Here is a 20,946-nt window from a genome sequence, read left to right on the forward strand (position 1 = left end):
CCCCTAGGTGAAAACCTGGGGGCCTTTTTGTTTGCCTGAAAATTATGCAGTGGCTGTCATGGCCTCTTCGCGGGCAAGCCCGCTCCCACAGTGATCGGGGTGAACATGATTTTTATGTACACCACCCATCCTTGTGGGAGCGGGCTTGCCCGCGATGGGGCCCTATCAGGCTGCCGAGATCTCAGGTGAACTCGAATGTATCGGCATCCAGATTCGCCGGAAACCGTGTGCGATAGGCTTGCAGATCCGCCGCATTCAGCACGACCTGGAACACACCATCGGCTTCGCCCGCACTGAGCAATGTCTCACCCTGGAAATCCAGCACCTGGCTATCACCAGTGTAGGCAAAGCCTTTGCCATCGGTACCAATGCGATTCACCGCCGCCACGTAGCACAGGTTTTCAATCGCCCGCGCCGGCAGCAAACGGTTCCAGTGCTGGCGACGTGCGCCGGGCCAGTTGGCGGTGTACAGCAACAGATCGGTGTCCTGTGCATCGCGGCTCCACACCGGGAAACGCAAGTCGTAGCAAATCAACGGTCGTACGCGCCAGCCCTTGAGCTCGAATTGCACCTGGCGCTCGCCCGGCGTGTAGTGGTTGTGCTCGCCGGCCATGCGGAACAGATGACGCTTGTCGTAATGCCAGACTTCCCCGTCCGGCCGTGCCCACAGCAGACGATTGCGATGGCTGCCATCGGCGGCCTGGACGATCACGCTGCCGGTTATCACCGCGTCGAGTTTCGCCGCCTGGACGCGCAGCCATTTGCTGGTCGGACCGTTTTCTGCTTCGGCGAGGGTTTCCGATTCCATGGAAAAACCGGTGGTGAACATCTCCGGCAGGATAATCAGATCCGCCCCGCGAGCCTGCTCAAGCAATTGCTCGAAATGCTCGAGGTTGGCCTGACGGTCGTGCCAGGCCAGGGTGGTCTGGATCAGCGCGACGTTCAGATTGGGCAGTGCACTCAGATCACGCATAGTTTTGCCGCTGCTTCACGCAACGTCTCCTCGCGTTTGGCGAAGCACAAGCGCACCAGGCGCTGGCCTTCAGGTGGTGTCTGGTAGAACACTGAAATCGGGATGCTCGCCACGCCATGTTCACGGGTCATCCACAGCGCCATCTCGACATCATTGAGGTCCGGGCGAATCTGCGAGTAATCGACCAGCTGGAAATAGGTGCCGGTCACCCGTTTGAAGCTGAAACGCGACGGTGCCAGCAGATCGCAGAACAGATCGCGCTTGGCCTGGTAGAAACCCGGCAGTTCTTCAATGTGTTCGGGATGTTCGGCCATGAAGTCGGCCAAGGCGTATTGCAGCGGGGTCACGCCGCAGAAACTGACGTACTGATGCACCTTGCGCAGCTCGGCGGTGAGCGCCGGCGGTGCGACCACGTAGCCGGTTTTCCACCCGGTGACGTGATAGGTCTTGCCGAAAGAACTGACCACGAAGGCGCGCTGATACAGCTCTTCGTGATTCAGCACGCTGACGTGAGGCACGCCGTCGAAGACCAGGTGTTCGTAGACTTCGTCACTGACGATGTAGATGTCGCGATCCCGAATCAACGCTGCCAACTGGTCCAGCTCGGCACGGCTGATCAGTGCGCCACTGGGGTTATGTGGCGAGTTGAGAACGATCATCCGCGTACGCGGGGTGATCGCTTCGGCGAGCTTTTCAAAGTCGATGGCAAAATCGTTCAGGCCCAACTGCACATGCACGCAACGACCACCGGCCAGCTCAACCGACGGCTCGTAACTGTCGTAGCACGGGTCGAACACGATCACTTCATCGCCGCTGTGGATAACCGCCTGAATCGCGCAGAAGATCGCTTGAGTGGCGCCGGGTGTGACCGTCACTTCATGGTCGGCATCCACGTTGACGCCGTAGCTGCGAGCAATCTTCGCCGAAATCTGCTGGCGCAGCCCCGGCAGGCCGGTCATCGGTGAATATTGGTTGTGGCCGTTGGCGATGTGCCGGCCGACCGCATCGCACAGGGCTTGCGGTGCATCGAAATCGGGAAAACCCTGGGACAGGTTGATCGCCCCGGTTTGCGCCGCGAGCTGAGACATCTGAGTGAAGATAGTGATGCCGACATTCGGCAGCTTACTGGTGATCATCGGTGATTCCCTGCTCTACACCCGGCTCTAACGGCGGCGCGGGAGAGCCCGAGGATAGCCCATCCGGCGCCCATAAAAAAAGGGCGCCTGGTGGGCGCCCTTCTTCTTATGCATTCACCACAGAACCTGTGGCGAGGGAGCTTGCTCCCGCTGGACCGCGAAGCGGTCCCATTACCTGCAACCGCGTTCGTTCAGCTAAACCGCGTGGGCTGCGTTGCGGCTGCTGCGCAACCGAGCGGGAGCAAGCTCCCTCGCCACATCAAGCTCGCTGACCACAAGATGCCCGCACCAATGTGCAGGCAGTAGTGAATCAACGCTTGTCGCGGCGCTTTTTGTCGGCCTTTTTGTGGTGCGACATCATGCGGCGTTTCTTGTTGACCTGACGGTCGGTGAGCGAGGTCTTGTTACCTTCATATGGGTTCTCGCCGCCCTTGAACTCGATGCGAATCGGCGTACCGACCAGCTTCAAGACACGACGGTAAGTGTTTTCCAGATAACGGACGTACGACTTCGGCACCTTCTCGATCTGGTTACCGTGGATCACGATGATCGGCGGGTTCGCACCACCCAAGTGGGCATAACGCAGCTTGATCCGGCGGTTGTTGACCATCGGCGGCGCGTGCTCACTGACCGCATCTTCCAGGATCGTGGTCAGGCGGTTGGTTGGCCAGCGGGTGACCGCAGACTTGAACGAGTTCTGTACGGAGGCGTAGAGGTTGCCCACGCCCGTGCCGTGCAGGGCCGAGATGAAGTGGATGTCGGCGTAGTCAACGAAGAACAGTCGACGTTGCAGCTCGACCTTCACGAAGTCGCGCTCGCTCGGCGTCATGCCGTCCCACTTGTTGATCGCGATGACCAGCGCACGACCCGACTCAATGGCGAAGCCCAGCAGGTTGAGATCGTGATCGACCACGCCTTCGCGGGCGTCCATCACAAAGATCACCACGTTGGCGTCTTTGATCGCCTGCAGGGTTTTGACCACGGAGAATTTTTCGACTTCTTCGTGGATCTTGCCGCGCTTGCGCACACCGGCGGTGTCGATCAGCGTGTACTTCTCGTCATTACGCTCGAACGGGATGTAGATACTGTCGCGGGTGGTGCCGGGTTCGTCATAGACGATGACCCGGTCTTCACCGAGCATGCGATTGACCAGGGTCGACTTGCCGACGTTCGGGCGGCCGATGATCGCGATCTTGATCCCGTCTTTTTCGCTTGGGCCAGGAATGCGCTTGGCTTCCTCGCCTTCGGCAACGATCTCTTCCTCGCCTTCTTCCAGCTCGTCATCATCTTTCGGGAAGTCGCTGAGGGCGATTTCCAGCATCTGGGTGATGCCACGACCATGTGCACCGGCGATCGGAATCGCGTGGCCCATGCCCAACGGGGCGAATTCGGCGCGGGCCATTTCAGGGTCGATGTTGTCGACCTTGTTGGCAACCACGTAGGAACGCTTGTTACGTTTGCGCAAATGCTCGGCGATCATCTGGTCGGCGGCGGTGAAACCGGCCTTGGCATCTACCAGGAACAGAACGACATCCGCTTCTTCAATGGCCAGCAGCGACTGCTCGGCCATTTTTTCGTCCATACCGTGCTCGTCACCGGAGATACCGCCGGTGTCGACCAGAATGTAGGAACGCCCTTGCCACTTGGCCTCACCGTATTGGCGATCACGGGTCAGACCGGACAAGTCGCCGACGATGGCGTCGCGAGTCCTGGTCAGGCGGTTGAACAAGGTGGACTTGCCGACGTTCGGTCGGCCCACCAGGGCGATTACGGGAACCATGCGGCTCTCCACTTCGTTATTTCAGAAAATACAAAAGCCGCTGCGAGGCAGCGGCTGGTGCTCGGGGCAGCGCTTGAAGGCGCCGCAAGCCTTGCAGAACAAGGCCGCCTGGGGGTTAAACCCCAAGCATAGTCAAATCTTTACTTAATGGTCAGGGCTTCCAGTTTGCCGCTGTTGCCATATACATAAATCGTGTCACCCACCACCAGCGGACGGGCACGCAGGCCGTCGCTGTCGATGCGCTCGCGGCCGACGAAACGACCGTCCACCTGGCTCAGCAGGTGCAGGTAGCCTTCCATATCACCGACTGCAACATAGCTGGAAAACACTTCCGGAGCCGACAGTTGACGACGGGCCAGCGAATCGTTGCTCCACAAGGCTGTGGTGGAACGTTCGTCGACGCCTTCAACGGTGCCCGAAGACAGGCTCACGTATACGCTGCCAAAACCTTGGGCGACGCCGGCATAGCTGGAAGCATCACGCTGCCAGAGCTGACGACCGCTTTCCAGATCCAGTGCCGCAACGCGACCCTGGTAGCTGGCGACATACAGCGTACCGCCGGACAGCAGCAAGCCGCCGTCGATATCAACCACACGTTCCAGTTCCGAACGGCCTTGTGGAATCGCGACCCGTTGTTCCCACACCGGCACGCCGTTGGAAATATCGAGAGCGACCACTTTACCGGTCGACAGGCCAGCCACCGCGAGGCGGTTGGTAACGATCGGTGCGCTGGTGCCGCGCAAGGTCAGGACCGCAGGGGTGCTGTCATACAACCAGCGCTGGTTGCCGGTAGCGGCATCCAGACCGATCAGACGGTCGTCCTGAGTCTGAACCACCACAACGTCACCGTTGTTGGCCGGCGGTGCGAGGACTTCGCTGGACACGCGAGCGCGCCATTTCTCTTCACCGTTGATCGCATCCAGGGCAACGATTTCGCCCTTGATGGTACCGAACATGACCAGACCGTAACCCACGCCAACGGCGCCGGAAACAGGCAGTTCAAGGTCCTTCTTCCATTTGACGTCGCCGTTGCTGCGATCCAGCGCCATCACCACGCCAGTGACGTCGGCGGCATAAATGGTATCGCCTTCGATCGCCGGAACCAGCATGTTGTAGGTTTCGCCCTGACCGTCACCGATCGAACGACTCCACTGCTTTTGCAGAACCACTTCTTCCTTGAAGTCGGTCAACTCGGCCGGTGGCAATTCTTTTTTGCTGTTGCTGCTGCAACCCGCGGCCAAAATGGCCAGAGCCAGCAATGCTGCATGTTTCCAACGGATCACGTCACGCATCCCCTTTGGCCAGGTCGTCCAGCTTGATTTGTAGGCCACCGACCGCCGCTTCATCCGACAGTGCCGCCTTGGCTTTTTGATACGCCGCGTTTGCTTCGTCAGTACGACCCAGCTGCACCAGCAGGTCGCCCTTGAGTTCTTCACGAGTGGCCAGGAACGCCTTGTCGGCATCGCCTTCGAGCAGCTTCAGGGCTTCATCGACCTTGTTCTGCGCGGCCAGCACCTGCGCCAGACGCTGACGGGCGATTTCGCCCAGCGCCGGGTTGGCCGGTTTGGCAACGATGGCTTTCAGCTCGGTGGCCGCGTCGTCCAGCTTGCCGCTGTCGACCGCGACTTTCGCCACGAACAGGCTGCCGTACTGCGCATAGGCGCTACCGCCGAACTCGCTGTTGAGCTTGCCGGCCAGGTCCGAAACGCGGGCGGCATCAGGCTTGCCGTCAGGCGTCAGCGTGGTTTCGAGCAATTGCTGATAGAGAATCGAGGCGCCTTGCGACTGATTGCTCTGATACTTCTGAAAGGCCTGCCAGCCGAACACGATGACCAGCGCCAACAGGCCGCCAGTGACCAGGGGCTTGCCGTTGCGTGTCCACCAGTCCTTTAAATCCGCCAGGTTTTCGTCTTCGGTACTCGACACCCCAATACTCCTTAATCGCTAAATCGGCTGTTTATGACAGCTTCAACCCTGCACGACGCAGGTGGCCAGGTGTGCAGCAAGCGCATCCCAGGCAATGCTTTGTTGTTCGCCCTGGCCACGCAGGGGTTTGAAACCTACCACTTGCTGGGCCATTTCGTCGTCACCGAGGATCAGCGCATACAGCGCACCGCTCTTGTCGGCCTTCTTGAACTGGCTTTTGAAGCTGCCGGCGCCGGCATTGACTTGCAGGCGCAGGTTGGGCAATTGATCACGAACACGTTCACTCAGGGCCAGACCGGCCAGCTCGGCGGCTTCACCAAAGGCGCAGAGGTAGACGTCGACCTGACGGGAGATCTCTTGCGGGATCTGCTCCAGGGTTTCAAGCAACAGCACCAGGCGCTCGATACCCATGGCGAAACCAACGCCGGGGGTCGGCTTGCCGCCCATCTGCTCCACCAGACCGTCGTAACGACCACCGGCACACACGGTGCCCTGAGCGCCCAACTTGTCGGTGACCCATTCGAAAACGGTCTTGCTGTAGTAATCCAGCCCGCGAACCAGCTTCGGGTTGATCACGTAAGGAATGCCGGCGGCGTCCAGGCGAGCCTTCAGGCCCTCGAAGTGCACGCGGGATTCTTCGTCCAGGTAATCAGCCATTTTCGGCGCATCGACCAGGACGGCTTGAGTGTCGGCGTTCTTGGTATCAAGCACGCGCAATGGGTTGGTCTTCAGACGGCGTTGGCTGTCTTCGTCCAGCTTGTCCAGGTGAGCGGACAGGAACTCGACCAGCGCTTCGCGATAACGACCACGGGATTCGCTGGTGCCCAGACTGTTGAGCTCGAGCTTGACCGCATCACGGATGCCCAACTCGCCCCACAGGCGCCAGGTCAGGATGATCAGCTCGGCGTCGATGTCCGGACCGTCGAGGTTGAACACCTCTACTCCGATCTGGTGAAACTGGCGATAGCGGCCTTTCTGCGGACGTTCGTGGCGGAACATCGGGCCGATGTACCAGAGTTTCTGCACCTGGCCACCGCCGGTGATGCCGTGCTCGAGCACCGCACGCACGCAAGCCGCCGTGCCTTCAGGGCGCAGGGTCAGGGAATCGCCGTTGCGGTCGTCGAAGGTGTACATCTCTTTTTCGACGATATCGGTCACTTCACCGATGGAGCGTTTGAACAGCTCGGTGAACTCGACGATCGGCATGCGGATCTGCTTGTAACCGTAGTTATCCAGCAGACGCGAGACGGTGCCCTCGAAATGACGCCACAGGGGCGTCTGTTCGGGCAGGATGTCGTTCATGCCACGTATGGCTTGCAGAGACTTGCTCACTATAAATCCTTAAATTCGTTCGGCTCTTCAGTCGGGCTCAGCCGCGGGCGATAACTGCCGCGTCGGCTTCGACCTTTTCGGCCGCTTTCTGGCGGATCAAGCGTTCAAGCTCATCCACCAGATTGTCATTCGTCAGTTTCTGCGACGGCTTGCCGTCGATGTAAATCAGGTTTGGCGTGCCACCGGTCAAGCCGATATGGGCTTCCTTGGCTTCGCCGGGCCCGTTGACCACGCAACCGATGACCGCGACATCCAGCGGCACCAGCAGATCTTCGAGGCGCCCTTCCAGTTCGTTCATGGTCTTGACCACATCGAAATTCTGCCGCGAGCAGCTCGGGCAGGCGATGAAGTTGATGCCACGGGAACGCAGGTGCAGGGATTTGAGAATGTCGTAGCCGACTTTCACTTCCTCGACCGGGTCGGCCGCCAACGAGATGCGAATAGTATCGCCAATCCCTTCGGCGAGCAGCATACCGAGGCCCACGGCGGATTTCACTGTGCCTGAGCGCAAACCACCGGCTTCGGTGATGCCCAGGTGCAGCGGCTGGACAATTTCCTTGGCCAGCAGGCGGTAGGCGGCGACGGCCATGAACACGTCGGAGGCCTTCACGCTGACCTTGAAGTCCTGGAAATTCAGGCGTTCGAGGTGCTCGACGTGACGCAGGGCCGACTCGACCAGCGCGGCCGGGGTCGGCTCGCCGTATTTCTTTTGCAGGTCTTTTTCCAGGGAACCGGCGTTGACGCCGATGCGGATCGGAATCCCGCGATCACGGGCGGCATCGACCACTGCACGCACGCGGTCTTCGCGACCGATGTTGCCCGGGTTGATTCGCAGGCAGTCAACGCCCAATTCGGCGACGCGCAGCGCGATTTTGTAGTCGAAGTGGATGTCGGCCACCAAGGGCACTTTGACCAATTGCTTGATCTTGCCGAAGGCTTCGGCGGCGTCCATGTCCGGCACGGAAATGCGCACGATATCGACGCCAGCGGCTTCCAGACGATTGATCTGGGCCACGGTGGCGGCCACGTCATTGGTATCGCTGTTGGTCATGCTCTGAACAGCGATGGGCGCATCGCCGCCAACGGGCACGTTACCGACCCAGATCTTGCGCGATTCGCGACGTTTGATTGGAGATTCGCCGTGCATGACTTATTGACCCAACTTCAGGCGAGCAGTCTCGCCACTGGTGAACGGAGCGACATCGACCGCCTGCCCGTTGTAGCTGACCTGCGCGCCACGGGCAAAGCCCAGACGTACGGCAAAGGGCGGCTTGCCGCTGACGGAAACGTTTTCGCCTTTACGCTTGAGACCGCTCAACAGCACCTTGCCAGTGCCATCAGTCACTTGGGTCCAGCAATCGGCGGTGAACTGCAATTGAACCTGGCCTTGGCCGGCCACCGGAGCAGCAGCTGGAGCGGGAATGGTCGGAGTGACCGATGCGCTTGCAGGCGGGGTCGACACAACAGGCGCAGTCGGTGCTGGCGCAACTGGAGTCGCGACAACGGGCGCAGTGCTGTGTGCCGGTGCAGCAGGCGCTGGGGCAGCAGGTGCAGGCGGGGCGGCAGCAGGCGGGGCGGCAGCAGGCGCGGTGGCTTCAGCCTCGGCCGGTGCTTCAGTGGAATTCTCGGCTTGCGGCAACGCGAGCGCGGTGGCGCCGTCAGCCTGACCTTCCGCGACGGCCTGGTCTTCCGGCTCGTCCAGCGGATGGATCTGGGTGGTCCCATCAGCGCCTTCGACTTCGACATGCTCCGGACTCGGGCTGATCAGGTCTTTGGTGCGCTGGGAGGTTTGATCCTGCCACCAGACAAAACCACCACCAATCACTGCAATCAGCAACAGCAGGCTGACAATGCGCAAAATAGTGTGTGAAACCCGAACCGGTTCTTCGATACGGCCCAGGCTGTGGACGCTGCTGCCCTGGGAGTCGGTGCCGGTGGATTGGTCGAACTGCTGCACCAGAACGGTCTGGTCCATGCCCAGCAACTTGGCGTACGCGCGAATATAACCGCGAGCAAAGGTGTGCCCTGGCAGCTTGTCGAATGCGCCGGCTTCCAGATTGCTCAAGGAATTAACGGTGAGGTTGAGCTTGAGGGCCACTTCGGCCAGCGACCAGCCATTGCTTTCGCGGGCCTGGCGTAAAGTCTCACCGGGGTTAACGCGATTCGCTGCTACAACTTCGGGATGCGCCGCTTTCATCATTGCTCCGACAGGTATTGCTGATATTCCGGCGTACCGGGATAGAGTCGTTTTAGTTGCAGGCCAAAACTGGCGGCCTTGTCGCGATCTTCAAACACTTTTGCCAGCCGAACGCCGAGCAATAGACTACGTGCATTTTGCTCGGTGAGCAGGCTAAAACGATCGTAGTAGTCACGCGCGGGCACATAATGCCTGTCTTCGAAGGACAACTCAGCCATTTCCAGCAATGCACGCGGTTGTTGGCGGTTCAAACGCAGGGCTTTTTCCAGTTGCTGCTGCGCCAGATCACGCTGACCCAGCTTTGAAGCGGTCATGCCCAGGTTCTCGAATACCCGCGAACGCTCAGGATACAGGGTATCGGCGGCGGCCTGTTCAAAGCGCTCGTAAGCCTCTTTGTAACGTTTTTCTTCGAAAAGAAAGCTGCCGTAGTTGTTCAGGATTCGAGCATCGTCGGGACGGGAAGACAGCGCCTTGCGAAAGTGCTGGTCTGCCAGCTCAGGTTCCATTTCCGCCTGGAACACCAATCCAAGCGCCGCATTGGCATCCGGATCGGAGTCATCCAGATCCAGGGCTTTCTTCAATGGCACTTTCGCCCGCTCGGTCATGCCTTGCTGAAAGTATCCCAAGCCCAGTTGCACGTAGGCATTACGCGCTTCATCGCGACCCTTGCTGGTTTTCATCGGGTTGAAATCGCCCGACAGGACGCAGCCAGCACACAGGCTGGCCAACAGCAAAAGCAGCGCGAAGCGCAGGGACATAGAGATCCTCTCTTGATTTATTTCGCGGCGTTTTGCGCCATATCGTTTTCGGCGCTCAATTCGCGCACGGCGATATAACGTTCGCTGCGACGGGTGCGATCCAGCACCTGCCCTACCAATTGGCCACACGCGGCATCGATGTCCTCACCGCGGGTGGTGCGTACGGTGACATTGAAGCCTGCATGGTGAAGCTGATCCTGGAACCGGCGAATCGCATTGTTGCTCGGGCGCTCGTATCCGGAATGCGGGAACGGGTTGAACGGAATCAGGTTGATCTTGCACGGGATGTTCTTGAGCAGCTCGATCATCTCGACGGCATGCTCGACCTTGTCATTGATATCTTTCAACAAGGTGTACTCGATGGTCAGCACGCGCTTTTCGCCCAGGGACGACATGTAGCGCTGGCACGACTCGAGCAGCATCTTAAGCGGATATTTCTTGTTGATCGGCACCAATTGGTTACGCAATGCGTCGTTTGGTGCATGCAGCGACAACGCCAGGGAGACGTCGATGTGCTTGGACAGCTCATCGATCATCGGCACCACGCCCGAAGTGGACAGGGTCACGCGGCGCTTGGAGATCCCGTAGCCCAGGTCATCCATCATCAGATGCATGGCGGCCACGACGTTGTCGAAGTTCAGCAGCGGCTCACCCATGCCCATCATCACCACGTTGGTGATGGCACGGTCGGCGGTCGCCGGGATGCTGCCGAACGATTTATTGGCAATCCACACCTGGCCGATGACTTCGGCGGCGGTGAGGTTGCTGTTGAAACCTTGCTTGCCGGTGGAGCAGAAACTGCAATCCAGGGCACAGCCTGCCTGGGACGAAACGCACAGAGTGCCGCGCTTGCCCTGGGGAATGTAGACGGTCTCGACGCAGCTGCCGGACGCCACGCGCACCACCCACTTACGGGTGCCGTCGGTGGAAATGTCCTCGCTGACGACTTCAGGACCACGAACTTCGGCAATAGCCTTGAGCTTGTCGCGCAAGGCCTTGCTGACGTTCGTCATGGCGTCGAAATCATCGACGCCAAGGTGGTGAATCCATTTCATTACCTGACCGGCACGGAAACGCTTCTCCCCGATTGAGTCGAAGAATTTTTCCATTTCCTGTTGGGTCAGACCCAGCAGGTTAGTTTTTACAGTCGATGTAGTCATGGATTCACCTTCACTCATAAGCCAATGCTTAGCGAGTGGTTACTTCAGTAGCTGCGAAGAAGTACGAGATTTCGCGAGCAGCAGCGGCTTCGGAGTCCGAACCGTGAACGGCGTTGGCGTCGATGGAATCAGCGAAGTCAGCGCGGATGGTGCCGGCAGCAGCTTCTTTAGGGTTGGTAGCGCCCATCAGCTCACGGTTCAGAGCGATAGCGTTTTCGCCTTCCAGAACCTGAACGACAACCGGACCGGAGATCATGAAAGCAACCAAGTCGCCGAAGAAACCACGAGCGCTGTGCTCAGCGTAGAAGCCTTCAGCTTCGGCTTTGGACAGTTGCTTCAGTTTCGAAGCTACAACGCGCAGGCCTGCTTTTTCGAAACGAGTGGTGATCTCGCCGATGACGTTTTTTGCAACAGCGTCAGGCTTGATGATGGAGAAAGTACGTTGAACAGCCATGGTGTAACTCCAGAAACGGTAATTTGCGAAAAATTAAACCCGCGAATTATACGCGGGTTCTTTGGTATTGCCTAACTGCGTACGGCGCAGACTCAGTCTGCTTCTTCGATCCAGGCGGCCTGAATGGCTTCAAGCACCTTCTCGCCACCGCGGGTCGGATCATCACTGAACTCCGGCAATGCCAGCACCCATTTGTGCAGATCGACGAAGTTCACGTAACGCGGGTCCACTTCCGGCTTGGATTCAGCCAGTTGGATCGCGATTTCCAGCACATCAACCCATTTCAGACTCATGTCACTTCCTTGAATCAGTGCGGCGCTTCGGCGGCATGGTTGAGCGAGTATTTCGGAATTTCAACGGTCAGGTCTTCAGTCCCGACTTTTGCCTGACAGGCCAGGCGCGACTGAGCTTCCAGCCCCCAGGCCTTATCAAGATAGTCTTCTTCCAGTTCATCAGCCTCTTCCAGCGAGTCAAAGCCCTCACGGATCAGGCAATGACAAGTGGTGCAGGCACAGACGCCACCGCAAGCGCTTTCCATCTCGATATGGTGCTCATGCGCCAGTTCGAGGATGGAGATGCCGGGTTCAGCCTCCACAACCATGCCGTCCGGGCAAAACTTCTCGTGTGGCAGAAAAATGACCTGCGGCATCGTTATTCCTCAATCTCATTCAGGTTGCGACCCGCCAGCGCGGCTTTCACCGTCGAATCCAGGCGGCGGGCAGCAAAGGCATCGGTCACTTGCGACAGACGCTTGGTCTGCTGCTCGATGGCGAAACCATCGGTGCCTTTCATCAGTTCGGTCAGTTCCTGCATCTGCAGCTCGATGACCATGCGCTCTTCGGCGTCGAGCAAGCGCTCACCGTCGACATCGATGGCGGCCTGCACCGCTTCGATCAGGCGCTGCGCATCGACCTGCTGCTCGCGCAGTACACGGGCAACCTTGTCGTCGTTGGCGTGCTGGAACGATTCCTTGAGCATCTTGGCGATTTCGCCGTCGGTCAGGCCGTAGGAAGGCTTGACCTGAATGCTCGCCTCGACGCCCGAACCCAACTCGCGGGCCGAAACACTGAGCAGACCGTCGGCATCGACCTGGAACGTCACGCGGATTTTTGCGGCACCGGCGACCATTGCCGGGATACCGCGCAATTCGAAGCGCGCCAGGGAGCGGCAGTCGCTGATCAGCTCACGCTCGCCCTGCAACACGTGAATCGCCATGGCCGACTGGCCATCTTTGTATGTGGTGAAGTCCTGGGCGCGGGCGACGGGGATGGTGGTGTTGCGTGGAATCACCTTCTCCATCAGCCCGCCCATGGTTTCCAGCCCCAGGGACAACGGAATGACGTCGAGCAAGAGCAATTCGCCGCCATCGCGCTTGTTACCAGCCAATGTATCGGCCTGGATCGCAGCACCGATGGCCACCACTTGATCCGGATCGATTTCAGTCAGCGGCTGGCGACCGAAAGCTTCAGCGACGGCTTCGCGAACGCGAGGTACGCGCGTCGAGCCACCAACCATCACCACGGCGTGCACTTCATCCAGCTCGATGCCGGAATCACGCACCGCGCGGCGGCAAGCTTTAAGGCTGCGGGCAACCATTGGCTCGATCAGCGCATCAAAAGCTTCGCGAGTCAGTTGCGCTTTCCAGTCACCGTAAGCGACTTCAACGGATGAGGCGTTGGTCAGGGCTTCTTTGGCTGCGCAAGCGGATTGCAGCAGATGGCGTTGCGCACCCGGATCAAGGTCGGCGGACAAACCGGCGCTCTCAATGATCCAGCCAGCGATCGCGTGGTCAAAGTCATCGCCGCCCAGGGCGCTGTCGCCACCGGTAGCGAGCACTTCAAACACACCGCCGGTCAGGCGCAGGATCGAAATATCGAAGGTACCGCCGCCCAGGTCGTAAATCGCGACCAGGCCTTCGGCGTGTTGATCCAGACCGTAAGCCACAGCGGCAGCGGTCGGCTCATTGAGCAAGCGCAGGACGTTCAGACCGGCCAGCTTGGCCGCATCCTTGGTAGCTTGACGCTGAGCATCGTCGAAATAGGCCGGAACGGTGATAACCGCCCCCACCAGTTCACCGCCCAACGCCTCTTCAGCGCGTTGACGCAGCACTTTCAGGATATCGGCAGAGACTTCGACCGGGCTTTTCGGGCCCTGAATCGTGTCGATGAACGGCATGTGCGACTCGCCACCGACAAAGCGGTACGGCAGTTGGTCGCCCAATTGCTTGACGTCGGACAGACCACGACCCATCAAGCGCTTGACCGACAGCACAGTGTTCAAAGGATCGGTCGCGGCCGCCAGCTTGGCGGTCTCGCCGACTTCGACGCGATCGGCGTGGTAGCGCACGGCGGACGGCAGAATGACCTGCCCGTCAGCGTCGGCCAGAGGCTCGGAAAGACCACTGCGCAATGCAGCGACCAGCGAATTGGTAGTGCCCAAGTCGATCCCCACAGCCAGACGACGCTGGTGCGGTTGAGGACTTTGGCCGGGTTCGGCGATCTGCAGTAGGGCCATCGTTATCAGGACTTATCTGTATATCAGGCGTGCGACCGGAGCGGCACTGGGTTAATCGTCGAGGCGCTCTTCTAGCTGGCGCACTTCGTAGGTGAGCTTGTCGAGGAACTGCATGCGTCGCATCAGGCGTTCGGCCTGCTCACGTTGCGCTGCATCATCCCAACAGGCTGCGAAGCTTTCGTTCAGTTCATCCTGAGCGGTCTTCAGGCGACGCTTGAACACTGCAACACCCGCCAGGTCGGCGCTGTCTTGCAGGTCTTCGAGCTCTTCACGCAATTCCATCTGCTGCAGAAGGAACTCCGGATCATGCACCGTGACCTCCAGCGGCAGCTCGCCCCCATTCAAAGCGAGCAGGTATCGCGCGCGTTTCGGGGGACTTTTGAGCGTCTGATAGGCCTCGTTGAGGCTCGCGGATTGCTCTAGCGCCAGCCGTTGCTCGCGCTCCGAAGCGTCTGCAAAGCGGTCCGGATGAACACCGCGCGCCAACTCACGATAGCGCGTGGCCAACTGATCGAGATCCAGACGGAAGCTCGGCTGCAGTTCAAATAAAGCGAAATGACAAGGAGTACCCACGAGCAGCCTCAGATGTTGAAGCTTTCGCCGCAGCCACATTCACCGCGTACGTTAGGGTTGTTGAACTTGAAGCCTTCGTTCAACCCTTCCTTGACGAAATCGAGTTCGGTGCCGTCCAGGTAGGCCAGGCTTTTCGGGTCGATGATCACTTTCTCGCCGTGACTTTCGAACACCTGATCCTCTGCAACCACCTCGTCGACAAACTCCAGCACGTAGGCAAGGCCGGAACAGCCCGTGGTGCGAACACCCAGACGAATCCCTTCACCTTTGCCGCGCCCGTTGAGGGAGCGTCGCACGTGTTGAGCAGCCGCTTCTGTCATGCTGATAGCCATCGTTGACTCCTTACTCGTCGCTTAATGCTTAGATCAAGCCTTTCTTCTGCTTGTAGTCACGAACGGCCGCTTTGATAGCGTCTTCAGCGAGTACGGAGCAGTGAATTTTTACTGGCGGCAGGGCCAGCTCTTCAGCCAGCTGAGTGTTCTTGATGGTCTCTGCTTCATCCAGAGTCTTGCCTTTCATCCACTCGGTTGCCAGGGAGCTGGAAGCGATTGCCGAACCGCAACCGTAAGTCTTGAACTTGGCGTCTTCGATGATGCCTTGCTCGTTGACCTTGATCTGCAGACGCATCACGTCGCCGCACGCCGGAGCGCCGACCATGCCGGTGCCGACATCAGGATCTTCCGCGTCCATCTTGCCGACGTTGCGCGGGTTTTCGTAGTGGTCGATGACCTTTTCGCTGTAAGCCATGGTTCTTAATCCTCACTCATCAGAGAGTCGCTCTTGAGCCCTGAAACCTTGGTTTGCAGGGCCGGTTTGCGGCGACTTGAAATCAGTGTGCCGCCCACTCGATTTTCGAAATGTCGACACCGTCTTTGTACATGTCCCACAGCGGCGACAAGGTGCGCAGCTTGGTAACGGCCTCGCAGACTTTCTGCGCGGCGTAGTCGATTTCTTCTTCGGTGGTGAAACGGCCGAAGGTGAAGCGAATCGAGCTGTGTGCCAGTTCGTCGTTGCGGCCCAGGGCGCGCAGTACGTACGAAGGCTCAAGGGAAGCCGAGGTGCAGGCCGAACCGGACGAAACCGCCAGATCCTTGAGCGCCATGATCAGCGACTCGCCTTCAACGTAGTTGAAGCTCAGGTTCAGGTTGTGCGGTACGCGGGCGGTCATGCTGCCGTTGATGTACAGCTCTTCCAGGCCTTCGACCTGTTTGAAGAAACGGTCGCTCAGGGCTTTGATGCGAATGTTCTCGGCCGCCATGTCTTCCTTGGCTACGCGGAACGCTTCGCCCATGCCGACGATCTGGTGGGTCGCCAGGGTGCCGGAACGCATGCCACGTTCGTGACCGCCGCCGTGCATGGTCGCTTCGATGCGAACACGCGGCTTGCGGCTGACGTACAGCGCGCCGATGCCTTTAGGGCCGTAGGTTTTGTGGGCGGAGAACGACATCAGGTCGACTTTCAGCTTCTGCAGGTCGATCTCGACCTTGCCAGTGGACTGAGCGGCGTCGACGTGGAACAGAATGCCCTTGGAGCGGGTCAGTTCGCCGATGGCTGCGATGTCGTTGATGGTGCCGATTTCGTTGTTCACGTGCATGACCGAGACCAGGATGGTGTCGTCGCGCAGAGCGGCCTCGATCATCGCTGGTGTAACCAGGCCATCAGTCTGAGGCTCGAGGTAGGTCACTTCGAAACCTTCACGCTCCAGTTGGCGCATGGTGTCGAGGACAGCCTTGTGCTCAATCTTGGTGGTGATCAGGTGTTTGCCTTTGGTCGCGTAGAAATGCGCCGCACCCTTGATTGCCAGGTTGTCGGACTCGGTGGCACCGGAGGTCCAGACGATTTCACGCGGATCGGCGTTGACCAGGTCAGCGACCTGACGGCGAGCGTTTTCGACGGACTCTTCAGCTTTCCAGCCGAACACGTGGGAACGGGACGCCGGGTTACCGAAGTTTCCGTCAACCAGCAGGCATTCACTCATCTTTTGCGCCACACGCGGATCAACCGGGGTGGTTGCAGAGTAATCAAGGTAAATCGGCAATTTCATGGACTATCTCCTAAATCAGGCTGGCTGGCGTACCGCTTGGCTCTGTGGCTGTCATTCGACGGCGGACGCTTCAATCTTGTCCAGGCGTGGCGCCTTGCTGTTGCAACGGCGCTGGTCCTGACGCTGGGCTACTTCTTGCACCTCACGGCGAGTTACAAGGTCAGCCAAGCTGATACCGCTCAGAAATTCGTGAATCTGCAGGCTCAGATCGCACCACAAGTGGTGGGTCAGGCAGGTGTCGCCTTGATGGCAATCACCCTGGCCCTGGCATTTGGTCGCATCGACCGATTCGTTCACCGCATCGATCACCTGGGCGACCTGGATGCCCTGCATGTCGCGGGACAGTTGGTAGCCACCGCCCGGGCCACGAACGCTGGAAACCAGATTGCTGCGGCGCAATTTGGCGAAGAGCTGTTCGAGGTAGGACAGGGAGATGCCTTGGCGCTCGGAGATATCGGCCAGGGACACCGGCCCGTGCTGCGCGTGCAACGCCAGGTCAAGCATGGCGGTTACGGCGTATCGGCCTTTTGTAGTCAGTCGCATGGACAATTACCACGGAGTTCGGAATGGGGCGAGTATGCAATTCCCGAGTATTTAAGTCAACTATAAGACCTAGTACTTTAGTCAGGATTACCCGCAAAAGAGCGGCCGCATCATAGCAAAGGCTGGCGGCGTACAGCCAGCAATTGCGCGTTATCGCTCTTCGCGAGCAAGCCCGCTCCCACAAGGACGATGAGCATCCTGTGGGAGCGGGCTTGCTCGCGAAGGGGTCAGCGCAGTTCAGCTGGCCTGACTCTGATCCTTGTCCTTCACACAGGCGAAGTCTTCTTCGCGCAGCTCAGGCAGATCTTTCGCACAGTAATTACTGCCCAGATCCTTCAACGCCCCGCACATCCCCTCCAGACGCCCATCAACCGCTTGCAAGTGGTCGAGCAACTGATTGATGGCTCGCGCCACCGGGTCAGGCATGTCTTCGCCAACACCGTAGGCATCGAAACCGATCTTCTCGGCCATGGCCTTGCGTTTGGCGTCTGTCTCTTCGTCGGATTTGACGATGATCCGCCCCGGAATCCCGACCACAGTCGCACCCGGCGGCACAGCCTTGGTCACCACCGCATTGGAACCGACCTTGGCCCCAGCGCCGACCGTAAACGGGCCGAGCACCTTGGCGCCCGCCCCTACCACCACGCCATCTTCCAATGTCGGGTGACGCTTGCCCTTGTTCCAGCTGGTGCCGCCCAGGGTCACACCCTGATAAAGGGTGACGTCATTGCCGATTTCAGCGGTTTCACCGATGACAATACCCATGCCATGGTCAATAAAGAAGCGACGACCGACCTTGGCGCCCGGATGGATCTCGATCCCGGTCAACCAGCGACCGAAGTTCGACACCAGACGCGCCAGCCACTTCCAGCCCATGCCCCACAGGGCCGATGACAGGCGATGTATCCAAATGGCATGCATGCCCGGGTAGCAAGTCAGGACTTCAAAGGCGTTGCGCGCTGCCGGGTCACGATGGAAAACACTCTGGATATCTTCACGCAAACGCTCGAACATTTTTAATCCTTCCGCTTTAGAAGCTCGCCACGGGCCGCTTTCTGGGTTTCCGTGAGGATGCCACGCAATATATTCATTTCCGCCCGGCTGACCGAGCTTCGACCGTACAACCGGCGCAGGCGCGCCATCAAGTGCCGCGGCTTTTCCGGATCGAGGAATTCGATGGCCACCAGGGTTTGCTCCAGGTGCTCATAGAATCGCTCCAGCTCATCCATGGTCGCCAGCTCACCACTTTTGGTGGAGGCCACTTCATCCTTCTCGACCTTGCTCGGCTGGCCTTGGGCCGCGAGCCAGGACATGCGCACTTCATAGCTCAACACCTGCACCGCTGCCCCAAGGTTCAGCGAACTGAACTCAGGGTCTGATGGGATGTGCACGTGATAATGACATCGCTGCAGCTCTTCATTGGTCAGGCCGGAATCTTCACGACCAAAGACCAAGGCGATCTCGGCACCCGACGCGGCTTCCTCGACCACCTTCACGCCGCATTCGCGGGGATCAAGCAACGGCCAGGGAATACGCCGGTCACGGGCGCTGGTACCGAGCACCAGATTGCAGCCGACCAAGGCATCTTCCAAGGTGGCGACGACTTGCGCGTTTTCAAGGATGTCCCCGGCGCCGGAAGCGCGAGCATCGGCCTCGTGGTGCGGGAACAGCCGCGGTTCGACCAGCACCAGCCGCGACAGGCCCATGTTCTTCATGGCACGCGCAGCCCCGCCGATGTTGCCGGGGTGGCTGGTATTGACCAGGACGACACGAATGTTTTGCAGCACGGGAGGCGTCTCGAACACAGAAATGGGGAGCAGAATCTTACAGTTCATCCTACCGTTAAGCTATGAAAGCGAACACCAACCTTCACCTGTAGAAAAGTTCTGATAGAATGCCCGGCTTTCTTTAACAACCTTAGGTGACACATCCATGCAGCCCATGCTGAATATCGCGCTGCGCGCCGCCCGCAGCGCCAGTGAATTGATCTTCCGCTCCATCGAGCGCCTGGATACCATCAAGGTCGACGAAAAAGACGCCAAGGATTACGTATCCGAGGTGGATCGCGCCGCCGAACAGAAAATCATCGACGCACTGCGCAAGGCCTACCCGAATCACTCGATCATGGGTGAAGAAACCGGCATGCACGCCGGCACCGGGATCGAAGGCGAAGAATACCTGTGGATCATCGATCCGCTGGACGGCACCACCAACTTCCTGCGCGGCATTCCTCACTTCGCTGTCAGCATCGCCTGCAAATACCGCGGTCGCCTGGAACACGCTGTTGTTCTGGACCCGGTTCGCCAGGAAGAATTCACCGCCAGCCGTGGTCGCGGCGCCCAACTGAACGGTCGTCGCCTGCGCGTCAGCGGTCGCACCAGCCTGGACGGCGCCCTGCTGGGTACCGGCTTCCCGTTCCGTGACGACCAGATGGACAACCTCGACAACTACCTGGGCATGTTCCGCGCCCTGGTGGGCCAGACCGCCGGCATCCGCCGCGCAGGTTCGGCGAGCCTGGACCTGGCCTACGTGGCTGCCGGCCGTTTCGATGCGTTCTGGGAGTCGGGCCTGTCCGAGTGGGACATGGCTGCAGGCGCCCTGCTGATCCAGGAAGCTGGCGGTTTGGTGAGCGACTTCACCGGCGGCCACGATTTCCTTGAGAAAGGCCACATCGTTGCCGGCAACACCAAGTGCTTCAAAGCAGTGCTGACGGCGATCCAGCCGCACCTGCCGGCTTCGCTGAAGCGCTAAGCGAACGCCCACAAAAAAGCACCCTTCGGGGTGCTTTTTTTATGCCTGGGATTCGTCCCCGAAAACACCGACGATTCCTGTGGGAGCGAGCCTGCTCGCGATGACTGAGCCACATTCAACATTAATGGAGGCTGACACACCGCTATCGCGAGCAGGCTCGCTCCCACAGGGGACTTGTGGTGAGGCATAAATTTCGGGCACAAAAAAAGCACCCCGCAGGGTGCTTCTTTTGAATCTGAATTTCAGCTTTGTTAGTGGGCCTGCTCATTCTGCGACAGGACCAGCTTGCCTTCCTTGTCGACCGGAATCTGGTTGCCCGGATCACGATCCATCCGCACCTTGCCTTCCTTGCCGTCCAGCGAATAACGAACGTCGTAGCCTACAACCTTGTCGCTGATGTCATTCACGGTGTTACAGCGAGTCTGAGTCGTGGTGTAGGTGTCACGCTCTTGCATGCCTTCCTGAACCTTGTTGCCCGCATAACCACCACCGACAGCGCCTGCGACCGTGGCAATCTTCTTGCCGGTGCCGCCGCCGATCTGGTTACCCAGCAAACCACCTGCCAATGCACCGACCACTGTACCGGCGATCTGGTGTTGGTCTTTCACCGGCGCTTGCCGGGTCACTGCTACATCCTTGCACACTTCACGTGGCGTCTTGATTTGTGTCTTGACCGGTTCAACGGCTAGCACTTGCGCATACTCAGGGCCGCTTTTAACCAGGCTGTAGGTGGCAACAGCACCCCCGGCAGTTACACCGACAGCACCCAATACCGCACCAACCAGCAACGACTTGTTCACATGAA

23 protein-coding genes are annotated in these 20,946 nt (G+C 59.2%); 1 reads left to right on the forward strand and 22 read right to left on the reverse strand.

Annotated features, from left to right (window positions below; all coding sequences use genetic code 11):
• Positions 1–181: 181 nt before the first annotated feature.
• The 21 genes from DJ564_RS26680 to trmJ form a co-directional block, all read right to left on the reverse strand.
• Entirely contained in the window at positions 182–973 is a 792-nt protein-coding gene (locus tag DJ564_RS26680; protein WP_109634599.1) for an amidohydrolase, read from the reverse strand.
• Complete coding sequence (locus DJ564_RS26685) at positions 961–2,109, reverse strand: pyridoxal phosphate-dependent aminotransferase (protein ID WP_109634601.1); 1,149 nt, start codon at positions 2,107–2,109, stop codon at positions 961–963. Before DJ564_RS26685 ends, DJ564_RS26680 begins: the two co-directional genes overlap by 13 nt.
• 310 nt (positions 2,110–2,419) lie before the next feature.
• Positions 2,420–3,889 (reverse strand): ribosome biogenesis GTPase Der, encoded by a 1,470-nt coding sequence (gene der / locus DJ564_RS26695; RefSeq protein ID WP_109634602.1) that lies wholly within the window; start codon positions 3,887–3,889, stop codon positions 2,420–2,422.
• A gap of 140 nt (positions 3,890–4,029) precedes the next feature.
• Positions 4,030–5,181 (reverse strand): outer membrane protein assembly factor BamB, encoded by a 1,152-nt coding sequence (bamB, locus tag DJ564_RS26700; protein ID WP_109634604.1) that lies wholly within the window; start codon positions 5,179–5,181, stop codon positions 4,030–4,032.
• A complete protein-coding gene (locus DJ564_RS26705; protein ID WP_109634605.1) occupies positions 5,174–5,815 on the reverse strand; it encodes a tetratricopeptide repeat protein in 642 nt (213 codons plus the stop codon). Before DJ564_RS26705 ends, bamB begins: the two co-directional genes overlap by 8 nt.
• Before the next feature lie 42 nt (positions 5,816–5,857).
• Positions 5,858–7,147 (reverse strand): histidine--tRNA ligase, encoded by a 1,290-nt coding sequence (hisS, locus tag DJ564_RS26710; protein ID WP_109634607.1) that lies wholly within the window; start codon positions 7,145–7,147, stop codon positions 5,858–5,860.
• 37 nt (positions 7,148–7,184) lie between these two features.
• Complete coding sequence (ispG, locus tag DJ564_RS26715) at positions 7,185–8,294, reverse strand: flavodoxin-dependent (E)-4-hydroxy-3-methylbut-2-enyl-diphosphate synthase (RefSeq protein WP_010457850.1); 1,110 nt, start codon at positions 8,292–8,294, stop codon at positions 7,185–7,187.
• A 3-nt stretch (positions 8,295–8,297) separates the two neighbouring features.
• Positions 8,298–9,344 carry a RodZ family helix-turn-helix domain-containing protein gene (locus DJ564_RS26720; RefSeq protein ID WP_109634609.1) on the reverse strand — a complete coding sequence of 349 codons (1,047 nt, stop codon included), beginning with the start codon at positions 9,342–9,344 and terminating at the stop codon, positions 8,298–8,300.
• Positions 9,344–10,102 carry a type IV pilus biogenesis/stability protein PilW gene (pilW, locus tag DJ564_RS26725; protein ID WP_109634611.1) on the reverse strand — a complete coding sequence of 253 codons (759 nt, stop codon included), beginning with the start codon at positions 10,100–10,102 and terminating at the stop codon, positions 9,344–9,346. Before pilW ends, DJ564_RS26720 begins: the two co-directional genes overlap by 1 nt.
• Before the next feature lie 17 nt (positions 10,103–10,119).
• Positions 10,120–11,262, reverse strand: coding sequence for a 23S rRNA (adenine(2503)-C(2))-methyltransferase RlmN (gene rlmN, locus DJ564_RS26730; protein WP_007948172.1), 1,143 nt, complete (start codon positions 11,260–11,262; stop codon positions 10,120–10,122).
• Positions 11,263–11,290: 28 nt separating this feature from the next.
• On the reverse strand, positions 11,291–11,716 hold the full coding sequence (ndk, locus tag DJ564_RS26735) for a nucleoside-diphosphate kinase (protein WP_007916882.1): 426 nt from the start codon (positions 11,714–11,716) through the stop codon (positions 11,291–11,293).
• A 92-nt stretch (positions 11,717–11,808) separates the two neighbouring features.
• Positions 11,809–12,009: a Fe-S cluster assembly protein IscX gene (gene iscX / locus DJ564_RS26740; RefSeq protein ID WP_017340315.1), complete on the reverse strand. Its 201-nt coding sequence runs from the start codon at positions 12,007–12,009 to the stop codon at positions 11,809–11,811.
• 14 nt (positions 12,010–12,023) lie between these two features.
• Positions 12,024–12,365 carry an ISC system 2Fe-2S type ferredoxin gene (gene fdx, locus DJ564_RS26745; RefSeq protein WP_109634612.1) on the reverse strand — a complete coding sequence of 114 codons (342 nt, stop codon included), beginning with the start codon at positions 12,363–12,365 and terminating at the stop codon, positions 12,024–12,026.
• Between the two features lie 2 nt (positions 12,366–12,367).
• Positions 12,368–14,230, reverse strand: a complete 1,863-nt coding sequence (gene hscA, locus DJ564_RS26750) for a Fe-S protein assembly chaperone HscA (RefSeq protein ID WP_109634614.1) — start codon at positions 14,228–14,230, stop codon at positions 12,368–12,370.
• A 51-nt stretch (positions 14,231–14,281) separates the two neighbouring features.
• Positions 14,282–14,803: a co-chaperone HscB gene (gene hscB / locus DJ564_RS26755; RefSeq protein ID WP_010457866.1), complete on the reverse strand. Its 522-nt coding sequence runs from the start codon at positions 14,801–14,803 to the stop codon at positions 14,282–14,284.
• A gap of 8 nt (positions 14,804–14,811) precedes the next feature.
• The gene (iscA, locus tag DJ564_RS26760) at positions 14,812–15,135 is read right to left on the reverse strand and encodes an iron-sulfur cluster assembly protein IscA (RefSeq protein ID WP_007903589.1); all 324 of its coding nucleotides are present in this window, start codon (positions 15,133–15,135) and stop codon (positions 14,812–14,814) included.
• Between the two features lie 28 nt (positions 15,136–15,163).
• The gene (gene iscU, locus DJ564_RS26765; protein WP_003443374.1) at positions 15,164–15,550 is read right to left on the reverse strand and encodes a Fe-S cluster assembly scaffold IscU; all 387 of its coding nucleotides are present in this window, start codon (positions 15,548–15,550) and stop codon (positions 15,164–15,166) included.
• 82 nt (positions 15,551–15,632) lie between these two features.
• Positions 15,633–16,847 (reverse strand): IscS subfamily cysteine desulfurase, encoded by a 1,215-nt coding sequence (locus DJ564_RS26770; protein WP_010457878.1) that lies wholly within the window; start codon positions 16,845–16,847, stop codon positions 15,633–15,635.
• Between the two features lie 51 nt (positions 16,848–16,898).
• Positions 16,899–17,390 (reverse strand): Fe-S cluster assembly transcriptional regulator IscR, encoded by a 492-nt coding sequence (iscR, locus tag DJ564_RS26775; protein ID WP_007903581.1) that lies wholly within the window; start codon positions 17,388–17,390, stop codon positions 16,899–16,901.
• A 237-nt stretch (positions 17,391–17,627) separates the two neighbouring features.
• Positions 17,628–18,404, reverse strand: coding sequence for a serine O-acetyltransferase (cysE, locus tag DJ564_RS26780; protein ID WP_008147732.1), 777 nt, complete (start codon positions 18,402–18,404; stop codon positions 17,628–17,630).
• Positions 18,405–18,406: 2 nt separating this feature from the next.
• Positions 18,407–19,177 carry a tRNA (cytosine(32)/uridine(32)-2'-O)-methyltransferase TrmJ gene (gene trmJ / locus DJ564_RS26785; protein WP_109636211.1) on the reverse strand — a complete coding sequence of 257 codons (771 nt, stop codon included), beginning with the start codon at positions 19,175–19,177 and terminating at the stop codon, positions 18,407–18,409.
• A 145-nt stretch (positions 19,178–19,322) separates the two neighbouring features.
• Between trmJ and suhB the strand changes: the two genes are divergently transcribed.
• On the forward strand, positions 19,323–20,141 hold the full coding sequence (gene suhB / locus DJ564_RS26790) for an inositol-phosphate phosphatase (protein WP_008014726.1): 819 nt from the start codon (positions 19,323–19,325) through the stop codon (positions 20,139–20,141).
• A gap of 251 nt (positions 20,142–20,392) precedes the next feature.
• On the opposite strand, the gene DJ564_RS26800 is transcribed toward suhB, so the two are convergent.
• A complete protein-coding gene (locus DJ564_RS26800; RefSeq protein WP_010457893.1) occupies positions 20,393–20,941 on the reverse strand; it encodes a glycine zipper 2TM domain-containing protein in 549 nt (182 codons plus the stop codon).
• Positions 20,942–20,946: the final 5 nt, after the last annotated feature.

The organism is Pseudomonas sp. 31-12 (assembly GCF_003151075.1).
Taxonomy (GTDB): Bacteria; Pseudomonadota; Gammaproteobacteria; order Pseudomonadales; family Pseudomonadaceae; genus Aquipseudomonas.